Consider the following 22246-nt stretch of genomic DNA (forward strand, 5'->3'; position numbering starts at 1 on the left):
GAGTGATTGGAATATCAATCTTTATGCATGGATATTTCACCATTTTAAAAAATTTGAGGTATAGGGGAACATGAAAAATATTAAAAAACTGGTGATAATTTTTTTAGTGGTATTTGCGTTTTTACAGTTTAATCCTTTAAAAATCTATAACAATCCAAAAACACAAGAACAAACTTATGCAAGTAGCCCACAAACATTTAGTGCTGATTCTGAATCGTATGTTTTGGGAAGTCTAGTTGAAGCTAGACAATTTCAATTTACTGCTGGGTTAGGTCGGCTAGCTCGTCTTCATTATCCAGAAGCGGAAGACTGGTTTTATAATGTTCAGATGACATTTAAAGTATTCAAAGAAGACTTAAAATATGAAGGAGAATATGAACGATACTATTCTCAGTTGGGTGGACAAGGATTGCTGTTTAGATTAATGGATGTTACTTTAGGAGATACGAATGGGGTTGTGAAACTTCAAATTATGCAGATATTTAATCTTTTAATGTTAAGTTTAGTGATAACGTTAATTTCTTATTATTTACTAAAACGATTCAATTTGTGGGTTATGATTTTCTTTCTTATTGGAACCCTTGTTAATCAGTGGATACCATTATCAAGTGTTAATTTGTATTGGGTAACGTGGACAATGTTTTTACCTATGGCAATATCAGCAACATATTGCTTGAAAGAGAACTCAACAACTAAGAGGAAAATAATTTATATGATACTTCTTTGTTTATCTATTCTTTATCGTTGTTCATGTGGTTTTGAGTTTATTAGTACAATTTTGGTTGCGATGATGGTTCCTTTTATCGAATATGAAGTTACTCACTTTAAGAGTTTAAGAAAAACTTTTTTTAATCTTTTAATGCCAACGATAAGTGGCATTATGGGCTTTTTTTCGTGTGTAGTACTACAAATAACTAGATATATGATGGAAGGTTGGGATTTCCCAAGCGCTTTGAAATTTTTCTATACTATTATTGTGAAAAGAACACATGGTGATTTAAATAAACTAGGTGTTCATAATGAACAATTAGATATGAATTTGAGAGAACCACTAGGTGAAGTAATTCTTAAATACTTCAATGCTTCTGCATTCAATATTCCGGTAGGTACTGGGTTTATTGAAATAAAATATTGGGCGATAATTTTAATTATTGTAATTTTTGTTATTATAAGCATCATTCTCTTTAAAAAGAAAAAAGATAGAAAAATATTAGCTTTGCAAGCAATGACTTTTGTGAGTTTTTTGGCTCCTATGTCTTGGTATATAATCGCAAAAGGCCATGCTTCTGCACACTTACATTTAGATCCGCTTTTATGGCATTTGCCATTCATAGGTATTGGATTAGGATTAACTGGTTATTCAATTTCGCTTATGTTTCAACTTTTAAAGAAAAATATGTGAAAATATGTGAAAAGATAATTCTTTAGATTTACTTAAGAATTGTTTTTTTATATCCGTTTAATGTACTTTTGTTTTCATATATCGTATAATTATAACGCTATGGAGGTCAGTTTATGAAATTACTGTCTATCGTTGTGCCATGCTATAACGAAATGGAAACTGTTTCTATATTCTATCGTGAGACAACTAAAGTTCTCGATAAGATGGATATGAAGTATGAGATAATTTTTGTAAATGATGGTTCAAAAGATAATACTCTTTTCGAACTCCAAAAATTATATGAAGAACATAAAGATGTTGTTCGTGTTATTGATTTCAGTAGGAATTTTGGAAAAGAAGCTGGATTATTGGCTGGATTAGAATACGCTAAAGGGGATTATATTACTGTTATGGATGTTGATTTACAAGATCCACCAGAATTCTTACCTGTAATGTTTAAAACAATGGCAGAGAAGAATGTGGATATTGTAGGTACAAGAAGAGTATCAAGAAAAGGTGAACCTCCTATTCGCTCTTTCTTTGCAAGACAGTTCTATAAACTTATTAATAAATTCTCTGATGTGGAAATTGTTGATGGTGCTAGAGACTTTAGGTTGATGACACGTCAAGTTGTTGATTCTATTTTAGAACTAAAAGAATATCATCGCTTTTCAAAAGGTATATTTGTTTGGGTAGGTTATAAAACAGAATATCTTGAGTATGAAAATGTAGAAAGGGTTGCTGGTGAAACTAGCTGGTCTTTCTGGAAATTATTGGGATATGCATTTGAAGGTATTATTGCGTTTACTGTTGCACCTTTAAGAATCGCGACCTTTATGGGTGTATTAATTTCCATTGTTGCTTTCTTCACAATGATATTTGTAATTGTAAGAGCTTTATTATTTGGCGATCCAGTAAGTGGATGGCCAAGTATGGTAACTATCATGTTGTTCTTGGGAGGAATTCAACTTCTTGCCTTAGGAATTATTGGTGAGTACCTATCAAAAACATATATGGAAGTTAAGAAACGTCCAAACTATGTTGTTAGAAAGATATATGAATAACGGGAGGATTTTATGTCAAAATCAAAAACAAAGAATAACAAAATCAATGGATATTTGTTGTTGGGAATAATTGGTATATCAGTATTGATTACATTATTATTCGGATTTAATATTGTGTCTGTTTCACTAAAGAAGGGTTCAGGTTCTGGTGAGACAGTAGAGTTGGATTCAGGAGCATCAATGAAGAATGATTATTACACAATTGGTAATAATCCTACAGAACTTAATAAAACTAGCTTTAAAGAGCTAACATCAGCACTAAAGGAAAATGATCCTTTAAAAATTACTGATGCTGTTGTAAGGTCATTTATCTCAGAATATTTTACATGGACAAATAAAGATGGTAACTATGAAGTTGGTGGACTTCAATATATTTATGGTCCAAAATTTACACAGTTTAGTGAAGAATCTCGTTGGGGATTTTATTCGGATTTAGATTTATATATCTCTCAATTTGGGCGTGAAAACTTATTAGAAGTTGAATCTATCGAAACAACAGAAGTAGTTCCTGCTGGTCAATTCGCTGTAGGTGATAATAAAATGGATGCTTATTATGTGGAGGCAACTTGGACATATAAGAAATCAAATAAGATTAATGTTGATGAATTTCAAAAAACTGGATATTTCACAGTCGCTGTTAATGATGGACGTTATGAAATTGTTCAGATATTTGACAGTTACGAATAGGAGGACAAATTAATATGACTAAAAGAAAAGAACAAACTCGTAAAGCTAAGCGTATTAAAAGAGACCTCACTGTTGTAAATATAATATTTACGGTTCTTGCATTAGCTATAAACTTAATGATGTGGTGGTCTATATTTAGTTTAACTAGATATAGTTCATTTAGTAAATTAATATTTATTGTGATTAATGTGGTTGTTTTATTATTAATGCTTGTAATGAACTATATGTTGTTTATGTTAATAAAAACAAGAAAAGTATCATTTATGAATACTGTTTCAGCTATGTTAGTTGTATTCATGCTTGTTGGAACATTCGCAACATATGCTACAACAAAAATTAATGTAAATGTAAACAAGATAACCGATTCAGGATCAAAAAATGAAAAAGTTGAAACAAGTTTAGTTGTTTATAGTGAATCAGGTACAAGTTCAATCGCTAGTATTACAGATCTTGATGGAAAAACTGTCGGGTATATTGAAGGTGCTAATGATGGAACTATGGCGCTAGACGAGCTAACTGCAAAAAACATTAACGCAACTACTGTTGCGTATACAGACTATATTACATTAGCTCAAGCTTTATTTATTGGTGAAGTTGATTGTGCTGCTTTACCAAGTAATTACGTTGGTTTATTAGAAGTAAATGAAGGATTCAGTGAATATTTAGATAAAACAACTGCAATCTCAACATTTGACAAAGTGGTTAAAGTTGAAACAGAGTCAGGCTCTGCGATAGATGTTACAAAGGAACCATTTACTGTTTTAATTCTTGGGGTAGATGAAGGCAGATCAGATGCTATTATGGTTGCTTCATTTAATCCAATTAGTTTAAATGTTACATTAAGTTCCATTGCTCGTGATAGTTATGTACCTATTGCGTGCTATAGTGGAAAAAATTCAGATAAACTAGGACATGCTCGTGCAAGAAATAGACAATGTTCTATTGATACTATTGAAGATTTATTGGATATCGACATCGATTATTACTTTGAAAGTAATTTTAAAGGTGTAATTGATATGGTTGATGCATTGGGTGGAATTGTTGTTAACAATCCTATCGAATTTGTTGGTCAAAATGCATCATCAGAGCGTGGACACTTTACTGTTTGGGTTCCAGCTGGTGAGAGTGTTCCATTAAATGGTGAACAAGCATTGGCATTTGCTCGTGAAAGACATAAATATGCTTCAGGTGACTTCCAACGACAAGCTAACCAACAACAAGTTATTGAAGCAATACTAAGACAAGTAATGCGATTAAGAGATGTTAATAAAGGGTTAGCAATGTTAGATGCTGCTGGAGAAAACGTTTCTACAAATATGTCAGTTGATCAGTTAATTTCATTGTTTAATTATTCAATGAAAAAAGCTGGACGATATTATGATAAAACAACATTAGAAAATGTATTTAATATTATTGGGTCACGTGTAACTGGTTATAGTACAAGTATTTGGAACGATGCGAATCAAATGACGCTATCAATCGTCCGATTATTTGAAGGTGCTATTGAAGATACACATAATGCAATTATTAGAAATACAGATATGAATAGTCCTATTACAGCACCTAAATTTATGAAATGGAATGCTAACTGGGAATTTACAGCACCAGTTATTGCGAATGAAACATATTCAGAAGAAAGAATTGTTTCTGAAGTTCCGGATACTTTACCGAAATTTACTACGTTAGGTAAACTTCAAGGTTGGGCTAATTCATTTGGAATCGCCCTTAATATCCAAGAAATTGGAGAAGGTATGGAAGGTTATGATGCAAATCTTGCAGATGGTACTATTATTTGGCAAGATGTTCCAGCGGGAACTGCAGCATCGTCGATTACAACTATTAATGTAAAAGTTATTAGAAAAGCTGCTAAAACAGCTGCGTGTCCAGCAGATGCACCGGGTACTTATCCTAACTGTGTATGTACTGACACAACTAAAACATTTAATAAGGACAAAGGTGTATGTGAAGTTCCGACAGGAAAAGAACACACATTGACAGTTCGTTATGTAGTAGCCGATGGAGGAGTAGCAGCGCCAGCAACAGTAACTCAAAAGGTTGTGGAAGGTGCTTCGTACTCAGTTCAATCTCCAGCGCTTACTGGATACACTGCTGATGTAACGACTGTTACTGGTACAATGCCAGCGAAGGATGTTGATGTAACAGTAACATATAAAAAACCGACGACACCAACGGCAACCCCAGATACCACAACTGAAAAGGGTTGTATAGCGGCAGCTATGAAATGGTATAATGGTAAATGTTATAAGGATATAAAAACAGCTTGTGAGGCTAACGGAAAAGTAGTAGATGAAGCTGGAACAGGATGTAAAGATAAACCGCCAGTAACACCAACATGCGGAGCGAATGCTACCTATGATCAAAATGCAAAGGCTTGTGTATGTAATTCTGGATTCGAAGGAGATCCAGTAGCTGGATGCGTTGCTAAACCAGTAACACCAACATGTGGGGCAAATGCTACTTATGATCAAAATGCAAAGGCTTGTGTATGTAATCCGGGATTCGAAGGAGATCCAGTAGCTGGATGCATTGCTAAACCAGTAACACCAACATGTGGGGCAAATGCTACTTATGATCAAAATGCAAAGGCTTGTGTATGTAATCCGGGATTCGAAGGAGATCCAGCAATTGGATGTTCGGCGATTATTTCTTCAAACACACTCAATAATAGTTTAATAAGAATTTCTAGAAATTTATTATTGATACGATAATTAAGAAAAAACTCAAAATCACTTGTGATTCTTGGGTTTTTTTAATAAATGCAATATGGTATAATTATCAAAGTAAATGGAGGAATTCTATGAAAGGTATTATTCTTGCAGGTGGTAGTGGTACAAGGTTGTATCCACTTACAAAAGTTACATCAAAACAATTATTACCGATTTATGATAAACCAATGATTTATTATCCATTAAGTACACTAATGCTTGCGGGGATAAAGGATGTTTTAATTATCTCTACACCAACAGATCTTCCTAATTTTGAAAGATTATTGGGAGATGGTTCTCAGTTTGGAATTAGTTTATCCTACAAAGTACAAGAAGTTCCTAATGGACTAGCACAAGCATTTGTTTTAGGCGAAGAATTCATTGGAAACGATGATGTTTGTATGGTTTTAGGAGATAACATTTTCTATGGTAACCAATTTGGTAAAATGTTAATGAAAGCTGCAAATAATAAAGGCCGAGCAACTGTATTTGGACAATATGTTCACGATCCAGAAAGATTTGGTGTTGCTGAAATAGATGAGACTGGAAAAGTTCTAAGCTTAGAAGAAAAACCAGCACAACCAAAGAGTAACTATGCTGTTGTGGGATTATATTTCTATGATAACCGTGTTGTACAATATGCAAAAGACTTAGCACCTTCAGCCCGTGGAGAATATGAAATCACAGATCTTAATAAAATATACCTTGAAAAAGGTGAACTTGACTGTGAGGTGTTTGGACGTGGATTTGCATGGTTAGATACAGGTACCATTGATTCTCTTGCGCAAGCAACAAATTATGTAAAAACGATCGAAGAAATTCAAGGAATCAAAATATCTGTACCGGAAGAAATAGCTTACTATAACAAATGGATAACGAAGGAACAATTACTTGAAGCTGCAAGTGCATATGGTAAAAGTGGATACGGTGAATATTTACGATTCGTTGCTGCAGGTTCATTGAAAACAACTTATAACAAATAGATTGAGGAAATATGAAAATTGTATTTTTGGGATGTGGTTACTTAGGATATAACTTAAGCGAAGCATTAAAAGGAAAATATGAAACTGAAGTATGGGGACTAGTTAGTCCTTATTCTTCTTTTTCTACTATATTTAGAGAAATAAATGTATTTGATTTTGAACAGTTAGGTAAACAAGATTTAAAAGATGTAATTATTATTGATACAGTTTCATTAGTAGCGAATACTGCAAAAAGTGATAATGAAAATGAATTTTTAAGAAATCTATTTAATCGATATAATGACTTATTTGCATTCTTAAAGGAAAAGGGAATACATTCTTATTATTTTGTTTCTAGTGGTGGAACGGTCTATGGAGAAAGTGATGTTCCAATAAAAGAAAATCACGAATTGTTGCCAAAATCACTATATGCTAAAAGTAAAGTTATGTTAGAAAAGTCCATCGAAGAATCGGGTTTAAATTATATTATTATGAGATTAAGTAATCCATATGGTGGATATCAAGTTACAGATAAGAAACAAGGTGTTATACCAATCCTTATAGAGAAAGTTCTTAAGAATGAACAATTTGAATTATGGGGAGAAAGTACTACGGTTCGAGATTATATTTATATTGATGATCTGAGTAAGATCATGAATGTACTAATAGACAAAGATACAAAAAATGAAGTCATAAATATTGGTTCAGGTATAGGACATAGTTTACAAGATGTGTTTGATTTAGTTGAATCTAAAACTAAGAAGAATATTGATTTGAAAAAGATACAAATCGATGTACCGGTTGTGAAATCTATTATACTGGATATATCAAAATTAAAATCGTTGACAGGAATTACAAGCAATACTTCCTTAGAAGAAGGAATAGAAAAAGAAGTTCGTAGAATTCAGGAGGAACTAAAATGAAAATTTGTGTAACTGGTGGTGCAGGATTTATTGGTGGTAACTTTGTTTACTATATGTTGGAACAACATCCTGATTATGAAGTAGTTTGTTTGGATGCATTAACTTATGCGGGTAATTTAGAAACACTTGAAGAAGCAATGAAAAATCCTAAATTTAAATTTGTAAAGGGTGATATTGCTGATCGTTCATTTATTTATGATTTATTTGAAAAAGAAAAGTTTGATGTTGTGGTGAATTTTGCTGCTGAAAGTCATGTAGATAGAAGTATTGAAGAACCAGAAATTTTCCTTCAAACAAATATCATGGGAACTCAAGTATTAATGGATGCTTGTCGTAAGTTTGGTATTACTCGTTATCATCAAGTCTCTACTGATGAAGTATATGGTGATTTACCATTAGACCGCCCTGATTTGTTCTTTACAGAAGATACACCAATTCATACTTCAAGTCCTTATTCAAGTAGTAAAGCAGGAGCTGATTTACTTGTGTTAGCATATTATCGCACGTATGGATTACCAGTAACGATTAGTCGTTGCTCAAACAATTATGGACCATATCATTTTCCAGAGAAACTAATTCCACTTATGATTTCAAGAGCGTTAGCAAATGAGAGTCTACCTGTTTATGGTAATGGTGAGAATGTTCGTGACTGGCTACATGTGTATGATCATTGTAGTGCAATTGATTTAGTTATACACAAAGGACGTGTTGGTGAAGTTTATAACATTGGTGGACACAACGAACGTACTAATTTAGAAGTTGTTAAAACTATCTTAAGTACTTTAGATAAACCAGAAAGTTTAATTAACTATGTTACTGATCGTAAAGGTCATGATTTGCGATATGCAATTGATCCAACGAAGATTGAAACCGAACTTGGATGGAAACCTGTATATAATTTTGATACAGGTATTCAACAAACAATTAAATGGTATTTAGATAATAAATCATGGTGGGAAAACATTATTAATGGAGATTACCAAAACTACTACAAGAAAATGTATGAGGGACGATAAATGAAATATGATGTAATTGTAATTGGATGTGGATTCGCAGGTTCTGTAATAGCGGAAAGATTTGCATCACAATCAAATAAGAAGGTATTAATTCTTGAAAAGAGAAATCATATTGGTGGTAATATGTATGATTTTATTGATGATAACGGTGTGCGTTACCACGAATATGGACCACATATTTTCCATACAAACAGTAAAGATGTAGTTGATTACCTATCAAATTTCACTGAGTGGTATCCATATGAACATCGTGTTCTAGGCTTAATCCAAGGAAAGAAAGTACCAATTCCATTTAACCTAACAAGTATTGAAAAATGTTTTGATTATGATAAAGCAGAAAAACTAAAAGAAGTATTAGTTGAAGCCTATGGTATGGATACAAAAGTACCTATCTTACGTCTTAGAGAGAATCCAAATGAAGAAGTTAAGGAATTAGCGGAATTCATATATGAGAATGTATTTAAGTATTACACAATGAAACAATGGGGATTAACTCCGGAAGAAATCGATCCAGGAGTTACGGCACGTGTTCCAGTGCTTGTAGGTCGAGATGATCGATATTTCCAAGATAAATATCAATGTATGCCAAAAGAGGGATATACAGCGATATTCGAAAATATGTTAAAACATGAAAACATTGAAGTTCGTTTAAATGTTGATGCACATGAACATCTACGTGTTGATATTCAAGAAAATAAAATCTACTTTGATAATGAAGAGTTTAATGGTGAAGTAATCTTCACAGGAGCTGTAGATGATTTGTTGAACTATGAATTTGGGGATTTGTCATATCGTAGTTTAGAATTTGATAAACAAACTCATGATGGTACTTATCAAGAAGTGGCAACTGTAAATTATCCAACACCTGCAGAAATGAATGGATATACACGAATTACTGAATATAAGCTTATGATGGAAAACATTCCTGAAGCTAAAACAACCATTGCGGTTGAATATCCATATGCTTATGATCGTAAAGGTGATAAAGGAAATATTCCATATTATCCAATTTTCACAAGTGAAGATAAGGATAAATATGAAATGTATTGTGACAAAATTAAAGGAATCACTAATTTACATGTAGTTGGTCGTTTAGCTGACTATAAGTACTACAATATGGATCAAATTGTTGCGCGTGCATTAATGGTTTATAATAATATAAAATAGCTGAAAGGCTATTTTTTCTATTCTAGGGACTATGTAAAGAAATACATAAATATGGTATACTTATCATGGTTTAATTTGGAGAATTTATGGATAAGAAAATACTGAAAAATTACTTTTATAACATATTATATCAACTGTTCGTAGTGATAACGCCTTTTATAACAGTTCCATACATTACAAGGGTATTGGGTGGAGAAGCTTTGGGGACAAGTGATTGGACTGCGGGTATTGTTCAATGGTTTGTCTTGTTTGGTATTTTAGGTGTTAATATTTATGGGAACAAGAAGATTGCAGAAGTACGTGATGATAAGAAAGTCATGTCAAAAACATTCTTTGAAATTTTTGTAATGCAATTTATTTGTATGCTTATTTCTGGTATAGCATATTTGTTATTTATACAAACTGTAAGTCCTGATATTCGTTTCTATGCGTTTTTACAAAGCATTTCATTGATATCGGTAGCTTTAGATGTTACTTGGTTCTTTTATGGTGTAGAGGACTTTAAAAAGGCTTCTATCCGCAATATGATTATCAAAGTTTTGGGTATTATTTTAATCTTCACCTTTGTTAAATCACCAAGTGATTTAGGTTTATTTATATTGATTAATGCTGGTAGTGGAGTTATTGGACAGGGGATTATGTGGGTTCAATTGCGTCACTATATCTCATTTGAGAAAATATCAGCTAGTGGCATTATTCAACATTTAAAACCCAATATTTTATTATTTATACCGCAAATTGCAACTAGCATTTACACAATGTTGGATGTAAGTATGCTTGGTTATTTATATCCGAATGTTGCGCATGTTTCATATTATCAACAAGCTCAACGATTTATTAAAATGTTTTTATTCTTCATTACTTCAATTGGGGCAGTTATGTTGCCTCGAATTGCGAACATGAATACAAGAGGAGAAGAAGCTAAAGGTGAGATAACTAGATTTCTTCAAACAACATTGAGAATGGCTTTATATTTAGCGATTCCAATGATTGTAGGTATCATAACTTTAATACCTTCATTTATCGCATGGTTTATGAATCAAGAATATCAAATTGTAACACCATTAATTATTTTGACAACGCCTATTATTTTCTTTATTAGTTTAAGTAATGTGTATGGTACACAATATATGCTTCCAACAGGAATGACAAAAGAATATACAACATCTGTTGTTGCAGGCGCTATTACCAATGCCATATTGAATTTTATATTAATGCCAAAATACGGGGCGTTTGGTGCTATAGCAGCATCAGTAACTGCAGAGTTTGTCGTAACATTTATACAATGGTTAAAAATCAGAAATAAAATTGATCTTAAAATAAAAATTAAGAATATTTATAAGTATATTTTATCAAGTTTGGTTATGGGAACTGTTGTTTATTCTGTATGCCAATGGTTAGAGCCTAGTTTTTTAAATAACATAATAGCGATTGGGCTAGGTTGCGGTGTTTATTTTGCATTACTTACTATCCTTAAGGATGATTTCCATATGAATTTACTTAGAAAAGTATTGAAAAGGAGAAAGACCATATGAGTAAAGTAAGTATTATCGTACCAATTTACAATGTTGAAGAATATTTACCAAAATGCATAGAATCATGTTTAGCTCAAACCTTTACTGACTTTGAATTAATCTTAGTAAATGATGGAAGTAAAGACAATGGATTAGCAATATGCCAAGAATATGAAAAGAAAGATACAAGAATTCAAGTCTTGGATAAACCAAATGGTGGATTAAGTGATGCTAGAAATGCCGGTATGAAAATCGCAACATCACCCTATATTTATTTCTTGGATTCAGATGATTTCATCGAACCCACATTGATTGAAAAATGTGTGAAACGATTAGAAGAAACAAATGCGGATATGGTTATCTTTGATGTCTATCAATATTTCATGAAAACAAATACAAAAGAAATCATTCGTAATGGATATGCAAATAATCTTTGTGTAAATGTCAATGATGAACCAGAAGTATTAACGAAGGTGTTAAATGCAGCATGGAATAAAATGTACAAATTATCACTGTTTAAAGATAACAATATTGAGTATCCTGTTGGTTACTATTACGAAGATTTAGGGACAACCTATAAGTTAATGCTTAAAGCAAATAAAATATGTTTCATTAATGAACCTTTATATGATTATCTTGCCGATAGACCGGGAAATATTACACAACAATTTAATCAAAAAACATATCATATCATTGATATGGCAAATGAAATTGTAGAATATTATAAAAAAGAAAATGAATTTGATAAATATAAAAATGAGTTGATGTTTATAACGGGTGTTAATATCATGGAATGTTTGAAAAAGACAAGAAATATTAATGATGAAAAGGCAGTGAATCAATTTATTGATGATTGCTTCAGTTATATCCATAAAACATTTCCAGAATTCCCAAAATGCAAATATGAAATATGCCGACAAAAGAATGATTGGATTTATGCAAATCCTAAAATTCTAAAGCTATACTTAAAAGTAAGAAAATACTTACATTAGGAGGATAATATGAATAAAGTTACGGTAATTGTACCTATATATAATGTTGAACAATATGTAAGAACTTGTTTTGATTCATTACTGAAACAAACTTATGAAGATTTTATTGTCTATGCAGTGAATGATGGTTCACCTGCGAATGAGCAAATAATCATTGACGAATATGTTGCGAAATACCCGAATAAGTTTGTAGGTATTAAAAAAGAGAATGGTGGATATGGCTCAGTACTTGAAATGGCTATTGAGAAATGTGAGTCACCTTATTTTATCATTTGTGATCCAGATGATTATTTAGCAGATGATGCATTATCTCATCTAGTTGATCTTGCGGAATTGTCGAATGCTGATATTACAATTGGGGCTAAGTATTTTATTTATTCTGATGGAACTGATAAAGATTATGATGCAGCATATAATACTGCGTTTACTAAGCTAAAAACTAACACGGTTTATAATAAAGGTACAGTAGAATATAATGATTTATTCTATATTGATCCATCTCCGCACAGTAAACTATACAAGAAAGAAGTTGCGAAAAAGATTAAGTTCTTACACAAAGTAGGATACACAGATAATTTGTTGTTCTATATTAGTTTATTAACAGGGAATAAAGTCATTTATACAGATAAAGCTTGTGCTTACTACTTGGTAGATCGTGCTGGTAATACAATGACTGATATTCGTCCAAAAGCATTAGATGCACACATTGAAGTGTTTAAGACAATTGTAGATCAAGCAGAAGCGCTAAATCCTTGTGATATGTTCTATTATCGTATGTTTGAAAGTTATAAATTTATTTTATATCAAACACCTAGAATGTTAGGGACAAAGACAGAGTACAAAGAAAAACTGGATCACTTGTATGAGTTTGTAGAGAAGCTAATTCCTCATCGTAGTGCTATTCAACCACTATATAAGAAATATGCGAAAGGTGGATTCTTAGAGAAGTATAGAGATATGCAACTACTTAAGAAATCATCTAGCAAGAAGACTTATGCAGTTATTGAAGAAAAAATGATACAAAACTTTAAGGAGAAATAAACATGAAACTATCCATCATTGTTCCGATGTACAATGTAGAAGATTATATCCAACAATGCTTGGATAGTTTAGTTGTACAAACTTGTTCAGATTATGAAGTAATTGTTGTAGATGATGGTTCAACAGATAATGGACCACGCATTGTTGATGACATGATTGAAAAATATCCACATCTAATTCATCAACTTCACAAAAGCAATGGTGGATTAAGTGATGCAAGAAACTATGCGATTCCATATGCAAAAGGTGAATACATCTGTTTCTTAGATAGTGATGATTATGTAGAACCCACATTGTATGAAAAACTAGTAGCAAAAATGGATGAAGGTTTTGATGTTGTGGTTACCAATATCGAATATTTCTATGAGAATGGAAGTCCGTCATGGGTAATGAAGGGACTAAGTACTTGGAATGCGCCAACGATTTCAAAGAAGGCAATTTTATCACCTATGTTTGCTTGGAATAAAATATATAAAGCACAATACTTTAAAGAAAAAGGTATGCGCTATCCACTGAATACATGGTATGAAGATATCCCAGTGACAACACCAATCTTTGCAACTACTGATAAAATTGGTTATTTAGATGAAACACTCATTCATTATCGTCAAAGAGAAGGTTCAATTATGTCGGTTACGAAAAGTGAAAGACTTAAAGAAATCTTTGGAATCATGAAGGATGTAAGAGATTCAATGAAACAACTTAATTTATATGATGAATATCATGATGAAATTGAATACTTACACATTGAACATTTACGATTATATGGAATGTTTAGATTTATCCGCTCACCATTATTTGATGAGTTATATGAATTATCAGATGCATGTATGAAAGAATATTTTCCAAACTGGAAACAAAATAAATATATATCAAATCTAAATAGTAAGAATAAATTATTTTTGAAGTATTTTAACAAAACGACGAAAGGTATATTTACACTATTTATCAAATAGGAGGAATTGTATGAGAACTAAACATTCATTTTATAACATCTTAGTAAGTTTGATTACGAGCATAATTTTACCTTTGGTAGGTTTTGTAAAGTATAGCTTATTTGTAAAGTTATATGGTAGTGATGTTAATGGGTTACAACTAACAATTGCACAAATTATCATGTTTTTAAATATTTGTGAGTTAGCATATTCATTAGCATTTAGACAATTATTATTTAAACCACTTGCGAATAATGACCGCGAAACGGTACTTAAATACTATTATGGAGCAAGGAAGGTATTTAGATTTACTGGTTATGCCGTACTTGGATTAGGATTAATCATTGCGATTATATTCCCATTCTTTGCACAATCACCATTTGATTATATTCAAACAGTTGGAACATTTGCGATTCTATGTATTCCATATGGTATTTCATACTTTATGATGGGACCTAACTTTGTTATTATTGCAGACCAACAAGAATACAAGATTAATATTTGGATTCAATCATTTGCGATATTAAGAATGATGCTTATGATTCTTGTTATATTGGCTAAAATGAATTTCGCATGGATTATTTTCATCGAAGGTGCAAATATCTTAATCTCCAACTATGTAGCAAGAAGAATTGCATTAAAGGCATATCCTTGGTTATTAGATAAACCTAAGATTGAATCATCAGATGAGTTTGTGAGTAATGCAAAGTACACGATTGTTCAACGTTTAGCATTGCTTGCAACATCAAATACAGATAACATTGTCATCTCAATGTTCATGGGTTATAGCATGACGAGTGTGTTTGGTAGTTATAGTTATTTAACGGATTCAGTTTCAAAAATCATTAATAGTGCAATCACATCACCAATTAATAGTTTTGGGAATTTATTTAATGATGATCGAGCTGATGCTTACAATGTATTTACTGAGTTCTTTAATTTTGCAGTTTATATCGCAAGTATTATCTCAATATGTATCTTTGTTGTGATGAATGATTTCTTAGTTTATTGGATGCGTAATGCAGAAAACCCTGAATTATATATCGTATCTACAACAGTAGCTTTCTTATTTGCGATGAATATATTCTACTTAACAATGAGAGAGCCAATTATTATTTCAAGAGATGCAAATGGACTATTTAAAAATGCAAAAAACAATGCATTTCTAATGGCGATTACAAAAGTTATATTATCCGTAATTTTAATTCAATTTTGGGGCTTTGCAGGTATTCTTCTTGCAACTTTGATTACTAACTGGATTATTGATTTCTTGTATAACCCGGTTCTTGTATACAATAAAGTATTTAAACTAAAACCAATTCGTTATTATGCGATGGTGGCATCACGTGTTTTATTAGCGTTGTGTATTGGTGCAGTAGCTTATATTATTTGGAATAACAACATTGCATATATTAGTGGTGGCATTATTCACTTCATTATTGCTTGCTTGATTTTAGGAGTTTCTGTAGGTGCAATCATGACAGTAATCTATGCAGTATCTTATAAATCATTTAGAAATCTATTTGTTCGCTTGATTGGAATATTCAAAAGAAGCAGAACTGTTGAATAGGAGATTAGTATGAAAAAAATTCTTTGTGCCTTACTTATTTGTCTATTAATTACTGGTTGTACAAACAGTAATTTTAGTGGTGAAGTTAAAATATCATTGGATAACCAAGATTTTGATTTATGGAAAGCACAAGGAATCGATGAAACAATTACTTATGATGGAGAACTACTTAGTAATAAAACATTCAGTATTGGATTTTGGATTAAGCCTACAACAAATAAAGCAGGCACAGCACTCTATACAATCGGTGATGAAAACAACTATGTACAATTGGTGACTTCAGGTTCAACAGATTCCCAAGATGGTACAACATATAGTGGTATATCTCTTGTTTCTAAAACAATTGGGAATGAGGATTGGGTAGTTGCGGAAGGTAATAAAACACTTCAAACAGGAAGATTCAATTATGTAGTTACTCAGTTTGATAATGGTTCTGCGACTATTTATTTAAATGGTGAAAAAGTAGCTGAAGGTAAATTGAAATTAGGTTACAGTAAGAATTTATTACAATTTGGTAGAGATAGTGTTTACGGTATAAATCATGAAGATGGATTTGTGTCGCAACTCATGATTGGTAGTAGTTTATTGAGTGATGAGAAGATATTGAAAAATTATGAAAGTCAGTATTCTAATGTTTTATTAGATAGTATTACATTTACAAATATGGATGATGTGATTAACGCGCCATGGTTAGTAGATGTTACAGTTGATGATGTACCTGTTACATGGGTTAGTAGTAATCCAGATGTAATGAGTGTGTATGCTAAGCTTAACCCTGTAAAGGAAGACACTGTGGTTACTATGAATGCAACAATTGATGTGAATGGTGTAAAATCAAGTAAAGATTTCGATTTTACAGTAAAAGCATTAACAAATGCAACCATGCTCAATCGTGATTTAATTGAATGTGACGCTAGTATCCAAAAGGTTATTCATGATGGTTTTGAGTTACCAACACAATTCACAAATAATTCTGTTGCGACATGGTCAATCGTAAAAGGAAACGCAACAATCGAAGACCAACACATCATTAAAAATACAGATAATGAAAAAGAACCAATCACAGTACAAGTAGTATTGAATAATCAATCTGAGACTATTACAAAAACTTATGATTTAGTATTGTTAGATAAAGTTGCAGGTTATGTTCTATCCTACTTCAATGGTGAATTAGGTGAAGAAACTGGTAAGCTTGCAATAAGTAAAGATGCACTCCATTGGGAAGATTTAAATCAAGGAGAGAGTATTATCACAAGTGAGTTAGGGAATGGAAGAATAAGAGATCCATTTATAACACGAGATAAAAACGGAAACTTTGTTGTGCTTGCAACCGAAGGATTTGATAATCCATATATTTATATTATGAATAGTAATGACCTCATCGATTTTAGTGATCAACAATTAGTAAGAGTTGCTTATTTTGATGAAGCTATGCAAATGAGTGGTAAACGCGCATGGGCACCTGAAATGATGTATGACATGGAAACGGATCAATATTATATTTATTTTAGTGATCCAGGCGACAAAGAATTAGTTGGACACATCTATGCTGTGAATACAAAAGACTTCAATGAATTTAGTTATCCATATTCTTATTACAATCCAGGATACAATGTTATTGATGGAACCATATTACCACTTGATGGAAAATATTGGATGTTCTACAAAGATGAAAGAAAAGCAGCACAAACTATTTTCTTTGCATCAACCAATAAATTATCAAATGGGTTTGGCTTAGCATATGATGATCGATTTATATTTGATCAAAAGTACATCGAAGGACCTTTTGTTACTAAAGTGGATGATGGATATGTGCTTTACGTAGACTACTATCCTAAAGGTACATTCCATGTCGCAAAATTCACAACATTGGGTAAAGAAATGGATTTTGAGTGGTTAGATGAAACTGAATATAATTTACCAAATGAAGATGTTAGACATGGGTCGATTATTCCAGTTACACAAAAAGAATTAGATAAGATTATTAATAATTATAAATAGGGGGAACTATGAATATATTAGTAGGTTATACAGGATTTGTAGGGTCAAACATTCAAATGAATATGAAATTTGATTATGTTTTCAATTCGAAGAATATAGAGGATGCATTTGGATTAAATCCAGATTTACTTATATACTCAGGCGTACCTGCTGAAAAATTTATAGCAAATAAAAACCCCGAAGCAGATCGAGTAATTATTGATAATGCAATAAATAACATAAAAAAAATTAATCCAAAAAGAATTGTATTAATTTCTACAATTGATGTATTAAGAAATCCAAATGGTAAGGATGAACAAGATATTGTTGATGAAGAAGGTTTAGAGCCGTATGGTCTTAATCGAAGATATTTAGAAAAATGGGTGGTTGAGCATGTTCAACATGCTCATGTCATTCGTTTACCAGGACTTTTTGGTAAAAATATAAAGAAGAACTTTATCTATGATTGTATACATTTTATACCAAAATTATTAAATGAAAATAAGTACAAAGAACTGAAAGCAAAAGATAGTAGTTTCGACAGATACTATGAACTGTTACCTAATGGATTTTATGGATGTACATGTGCTAGTAAAGAAGAAAAAGAAGACTTAATAAATATTCTAAAAAGAGTTGATTTTTCTGCACTTAATTTTACCGATAGTAGGGGATTGTTTCAGTTTTATCATTTAGCTTATTTAGCAAACCACATCCAAATTGCAATTGAAAACAACCTTCGATATTTACACCTTGCTGTTGAACCAGTACAAATAGGTGAACTTTATCATTTCTTATATCAAAAAGAATTTGTTAATGAAGTTACAAATGTGATTCCGCATTACGATTTTAAAACATCTTATGACTATTTGTTTAATGGAAGTAATGGATATCTATTTTCTAAATCACAAGTGATGAAAGAAATTAAGGAATTTATCCAAGGTGAAGTGCAATGAAACTTGCAATTTCCAATATAGCATGGGATGCAATTTATGATGATGAAATGTATAGGTTTCTAAATGAACTTAACTTTGATGGTTTAGAAATTGCGCCAACAAGATTATTTTCAAGTCAACCTTACGAACATTTGAATGAAGCAAAAGAATTTTCAATCAAACTTAAAAATCAATACGGATTATCTATACCTTCTATGCAATCAATTTGGTTTGGAAGAAGTGAAAAAGTTTTTGGTGGTGAAGAAGAGAGAGAAAGTTTAATAGAATACACAAAGAAGGCTATTCTTTTTGCAGAAGCAATTGGTTGCCATAACCTAGTTTTTGGAAATCCAAAAAATAGAAACAATGATACAGAACAAGAAGTTTTAGAAATTGCAGTATCTTTCTTTAAAGAAATCGCAGACTATGCAATTCAACATAATACAATAATCGGGTTAGAACCAAATCCAAGTATTTATAATACGAATTTTATTAATACCACAAAGGAAGCATTCGAGTTTTGCAAGATTGTTAATTCTAAAGGGTTAAAAGTGAATGTAGATTTAGGAACGATGATATGCGAAGAATCAAGTATTAGTTTACTTCAAGAACATCTTAATGAGATAAATCATATTCATATTTCAGAACCATTTCTAAAACCTATTACAGAAAGAGATATACACAAAGAGCTGAGAGAAATAAATAATTATGATAAGTTTATCTCAATTGAAATGGGAAATTGTAATGATATAGAGCTTGTAAAAGATAGAGTAAGATATATTCGAGGTATATTTTGATGAATACTTTAAAGAATGCATGTGTACCAAAGTATGAAGTTTATGAGTATAAAAAGAAAACTTCTGATTATTGTTTGGTTATACCGATTATCAATGAAGGACAAAGAATACTTTCTGAATTAGATAAAGCTGTACAAGCAAATGTCCATGCACAATGTGACATCATTATTTGCGATGGAGGTTCAAGTGATGGATCAACTGATAAAGAAATTATGATAAGCCATGGTGTAAATACGTTATTAGTAAAAAGAGATGTAGGTAAGCAAGGCGCACAATTAAGAATGGGATTCTATTGGGCATTGAAAAGAGGGTATAAAGGCATTATAACAATTGACGGTAATAACAAGGACAGTATTGAAGATGTACCATCATTTATTAAGAAACTTCAAGAAGGATATGATTTCGTTCAAGGGTCGCGTTTTATAAAGGGTGGTAAGGCTATAAATACACCGCTATCACGATATATTGCAGTCAGATGTATTCATGCACCGATGATTTCTTTGACTGCCAAGAAAAAATTTACTGATACTACAAATAACTTTAGAGCTTACTCTACAGCTTATTTATTAGATGAAAGAGTAAATCCATTCCGTGAAATATTTATGACATATGAGTTACTAGCGTATTTATCAGTACGTGCCGATCAATTGGGATATAAAACTTGTGAGATACCAGTATCAAGGATTTATCCTGAACATGAAAAAACACCAACAAAAATAAGTCCGTTAAAAGGTAACTTTGAATTAATAAAAATATTAGTTAACAATGCATTAGGTAAATATAGTTAAGGGAGAAAGACGTATGAATTACGATAAAGTGATTATAGGTGCAGGATTATATGGATTATATTCTGCTATAATTTGTGCAAAACAAAACGATAATGTATTAGTCGTTGAAATTGATGATGAACCATTTAGTCGTGCAACATATATTAATCAAGCTCGTGTTCATATGGGATATCATTATCCAAGATCATTAGAAACAGCAATTAAATCTAAGGGATACTTTGAACGATTTGTAGCAGACTATTCTGATTGTATTTTATTCAATTTTGATCAAGTCTATGCAACAAGTTCAAATTTTAGCTGGACGAATGCAAAACAATTTGAGAAGTTTTGTAAAGACGCGAATATTATGTGTGAGCCTTTGCAAGCAGCGAAATTCTTTAAAGATGATATGGCTGATGGTGCATTTTTAACAAAAGAATATACTTATGATGCTAAAATTCTACTTCAGAATTTACTTCACGATTTAAAAAAGTATCCAAATGTTGAGATGAAGACTGGATGTTCAGTTCAATCAATAAAAAAAGATAATGAATACTATCAATTAGAGTTAAGTACAAAGGAATCAATCACAACACCATTCTTAATTAATACGACATATGCTAGTGTAAATCAAATACACAATATGTTAGGAATTGAACCATTTAAAATTAAATATGAGTTGTGTGAAATTATATTATGTAAAATCAATGATCAACTAAAAGATGTTGGTATCACAGTGATGGATGGTCCATTTTTCTCAATTATGCCTTTTGGTAAAACAGGATATCATTCATTAACATCAGTAACATTTACTCCTCATAAAACAAGCTATGAAGCATTGCCAACATTTGAATGCCAAAAGCGTAGTCAAGGTAAGTGTAGTCCGGAACAACTAGGGAATTGTAATACTTGTCCTGCTAAACCAAAGTCCGCTTGGCCTTATATGTCTCATTTGGCAAAGAAGTATTTAAAAGACGAATATGAATTTGAATATGTAGATTCATTATTCTCTATGAAACCTATATTAAAGACATCTGAAGTAGATGATTCTAGACCTACTGTATTACGAAAAATTACTGAGAATCCAACTTTTATTACTGTTTTATCAGGTAAAATTAACACAGTGTATGACTTAGATGAGGTGCTTAAAAATGATAAATAATAAAGAAAAGAAGTTTATTTCTGCTGTTGTCTATATACATGACAATGAAACTATCATTGAAAAGTTTTTGATGACAATAAATCGTGTTTTAAATGATTATTTTGAAAAATATGAAATTATTTGTGTAAACGATTGTTCTAGTGACAATAGTGTTGCGAAGATTGAACAAGTTGCTAAGTCGTTCGATGATATGGTATGTACGATTGTTAATATGAGTTATTACCAAGGTTCAGAAGTTAGTATGAACGCAGGGATTGATTTAGCGATTGGAGATTTTGTATTTGAATTTGATCATGTTTTTGTTGATTATGATGAATCATTAATTATTGAAACATACAATCACTTGCTGGAAGGTTATGATATTGTCTCAACAAGTAATAGAAAAGAAAAAAAATCATCAAAATTATTTTACAAACTATATAATATGAGTTCTCACTCACAATATAAACTATGCACGGAAACTTTTAGAATTTTATCACGTCGTGCAATTAATCGTGTTCATTCAATGAGTAAATCAATACCTTACCGTAAGGCGTTGTATGCAAATTGTGGATTGAAAATGGATGTATTATATTACACTTCGACAACAGATGTTCAAAAACAAGTTTCTAAAGAGTTATCCAGAAATAG

The 22246-nt window shown here is 31.5% G+C and carries 19 protein-coding genes; all 19 read left to right on the plus strand.

Annotated elements, in window-relative coordinates; translation table 11 throughout:
- Positions 1-70 precede the first annotated feature (70 nt).
- Entirely contained in the window at positions 71-1402 is a 1332-nt protein-coding gene (locus tag RR643_RS07755) for a hypothetical protein (protein WP_332482851.1), read from the plus strand.
- A 113-nt stretch (positions 1403-1515) separates the two neighbouring features.
- Positions 1516-2445 carry a glycosyltransferase family 2 protein gene (locus RR643_RS07760; RefSeq protein ID WP_332482852.1) on the plus strand — a complete coding sequence of 310 codons (930 nt, stop codon included), beginning with the start codon at positions 1516-1518 and terminating at the stop codon, positions 2443-2445.
- A gap of 12 nt (positions 2446-2457) precedes the next feature.
- Entirely contained in the window at positions 2458-3132 is a 675-nt protein-coding gene (locus RR643_RS07765) for a hypothetical protein (RefSeq protein WP_332482853.1), read from the plus strand.
- Positions 3133-3146: 14 nt separating this feature from the next.
- Positions 3147-5861, plus strand: coding sequence for an LCP family protein (locus RR643_RS07770; protein ID WP_332482854.1), 2715 nt, complete (start codon positions 3147-3149; stop codon positions 5859-5861).
- An 89-nt stretch (positions 5862-5950) separates the two neighbouring features.
- Positions 5951-6841, plus strand: a complete 891-nt coding sequence (gene rfbA / locus RR643_RS07775; RefSeq protein ID WP_332482855.1) for a glucose-1-phosphate thymidylyltransferase RfbA — start codon at positions 5951-5953, stop codon at positions 6839-6841.
- A gap of 11 nt (positions 6842-6852) precedes the next feature.
- Positions 6853-7743, plus strand: coding sequence for an NAD-dependent epimerase/dehydratase family protein (locus RR643_RS07780; protein ID WP_332482856.1), 891 nt, complete (start codon positions 6853-6855; stop codon positions 7741-7743).
- Positions 7740-8759, plus strand: coding sequence for a dTDP-glucose 4,6-dehydratase (gene rfbB / locus RR643_RS07785; RefSeq protein ID WP_332482857.1), 1020 nt, complete (start codon positions 7740-7742; stop codon positions 8757-8759). The genes RR643_RS07780 and rfbB overlap by 4 nt, the downstream gene beginning before the upstream one ends.
- A complete protein-coding gene (gene glf / locus RR643_RS07790) occupies positions 8760-9926 on the plus strand; it encodes a UDP-galactopyranose mutase (RefSeq protein ID WP_332482858.1) in 1167 nt (388 codons plus the stop codon). It abuts the gene before it with no gap.
- Positions 9927-10012: 86 nt separating this feature from the next.
- Complete coding sequence (locus RR643_RS07795) at positions 10013-11461, plus strand: oligosaccharide flippase family protein (protein ID WP_332482859.1); 1449 nt, start codon at positions 10013-10015, stop codon at positions 11459-11461.
- Positions 11458-12432 carry a glycosyltransferase family 2 protein gene (locus RR643_RS07800; RefSeq protein ID WP_332482860.1) on the plus strand — a complete coding sequence of 325 codons (975 nt, stop codon included), beginning with the start codon at positions 11458-11460 and terminating at the stop codon, positions 12430-12432. Before RR643_RS07795 ends, RR643_RS07800 begins: the two co-directional genes overlap by 4 nt.
- A gap of 9 nt (positions 12433-12441) precedes the next feature.
- Positions 12442-13473, plus strand: a complete 1032-nt coding sequence (locus RR643_RS07805; protein ID WP_332482861.1) for a glycosyltransferase family 2 protein — start codon at positions 12442-12444, stop codon at positions 13471-13473.
- Between the two features lie 2 nt (positions 13474-13475).
- A complete protein-coding gene (locus RR643_RS07810) occupies positions 13476-14429 on the plus strand; it encodes a glycosyltransferase family 2 protein (protein WP_332482862.1) in 954 nt (317 codons plus the stop codon).
- A 10-nt stretch (positions 14430-14439) separates the two neighbouring features.
- A complete protein-coding gene (locus RR643_RS07815; protein ID WP_332482863.1) occupies positions 14440-15978 on the plus strand; it encodes a hypothetical protein in 1539 nt (512 codons plus the stop codon).
- 9 nt (positions 15979-15987) lie between these two features.
- Positions 15988-17979, plus strand: coding sequence for a LamG-like jellyroll fold domain-containing protein (locus RR643_RS07820; RefSeq protein ID WP_332482864.1), 1992 nt, complete (start codon positions 15988-15990; stop codon positions 17977-17979).
- Positions 17980-17987: 8 nt separating this feature from the next.
- Positions 17988-18911, plus strand: a complete 924-nt coding sequence (locus RR643_RS07825; RefSeq protein ID WP_332482865.1) for an NAD(P)-dependent oxidoreductase — start codon at positions 17988-17990, stop codon at positions 18909-18911.
- Positions 18908-19687 carry a sugar phosphate isomerase/epimerase family protein gene (locus tag RR643_RS07830; protein ID WP_332482866.1) on the plus strand — a complete coding sequence of 260 codons (780 nt, stop codon included), beginning with the start codon at positions 18908-18910 and terminating at the stop codon, positions 19685-19687. The genes RR643_RS07825 and RR643_RS07830 overlap by 4 nt, the downstream gene beginning before the upstream one ends.
- Entirely contained in the window at positions 19687-20475 is a 789-nt protein-coding gene (locus RR643_RS07835; RefSeq protein WP_332482867.1) for a glycosyltransferase family 2 protein, read from the plus strand. Before RR643_RS07830 ends, RR643_RS07835 begins: the two co-directional genes overlap by 1 nt.
- Positions 20476-20488: 13 nt before the next feature.
- Complete coding sequence (locus RR643_RS07840) at positions 20489-21616, plus strand: FAD-dependent oxidoreductase (RefSeq protein WP_332482868.1); 1128 nt, start codon at positions 20489-20491, stop codon at positions 21614-21616.
- A partial coding sequence (locus RR643_RS07845; RefSeq protein ID WP_332482869.1) for a glycosyltransferase occupies positions 21606-22246 on the plus strand: 641 nt, incomplete at its 3' end. The genes RR643_RS07840 and RR643_RS07845, both read left to right, overlap by 11 nt.

Source organism: Anaerorhabdus sp., from assembly GCF_036637135.1.
Classification (GTDB): Bacteria; Bacillota_I; Bacilli_A; order Erysipelotrichales; family Erysipelotrichaceae; genus Anaerorhabdus.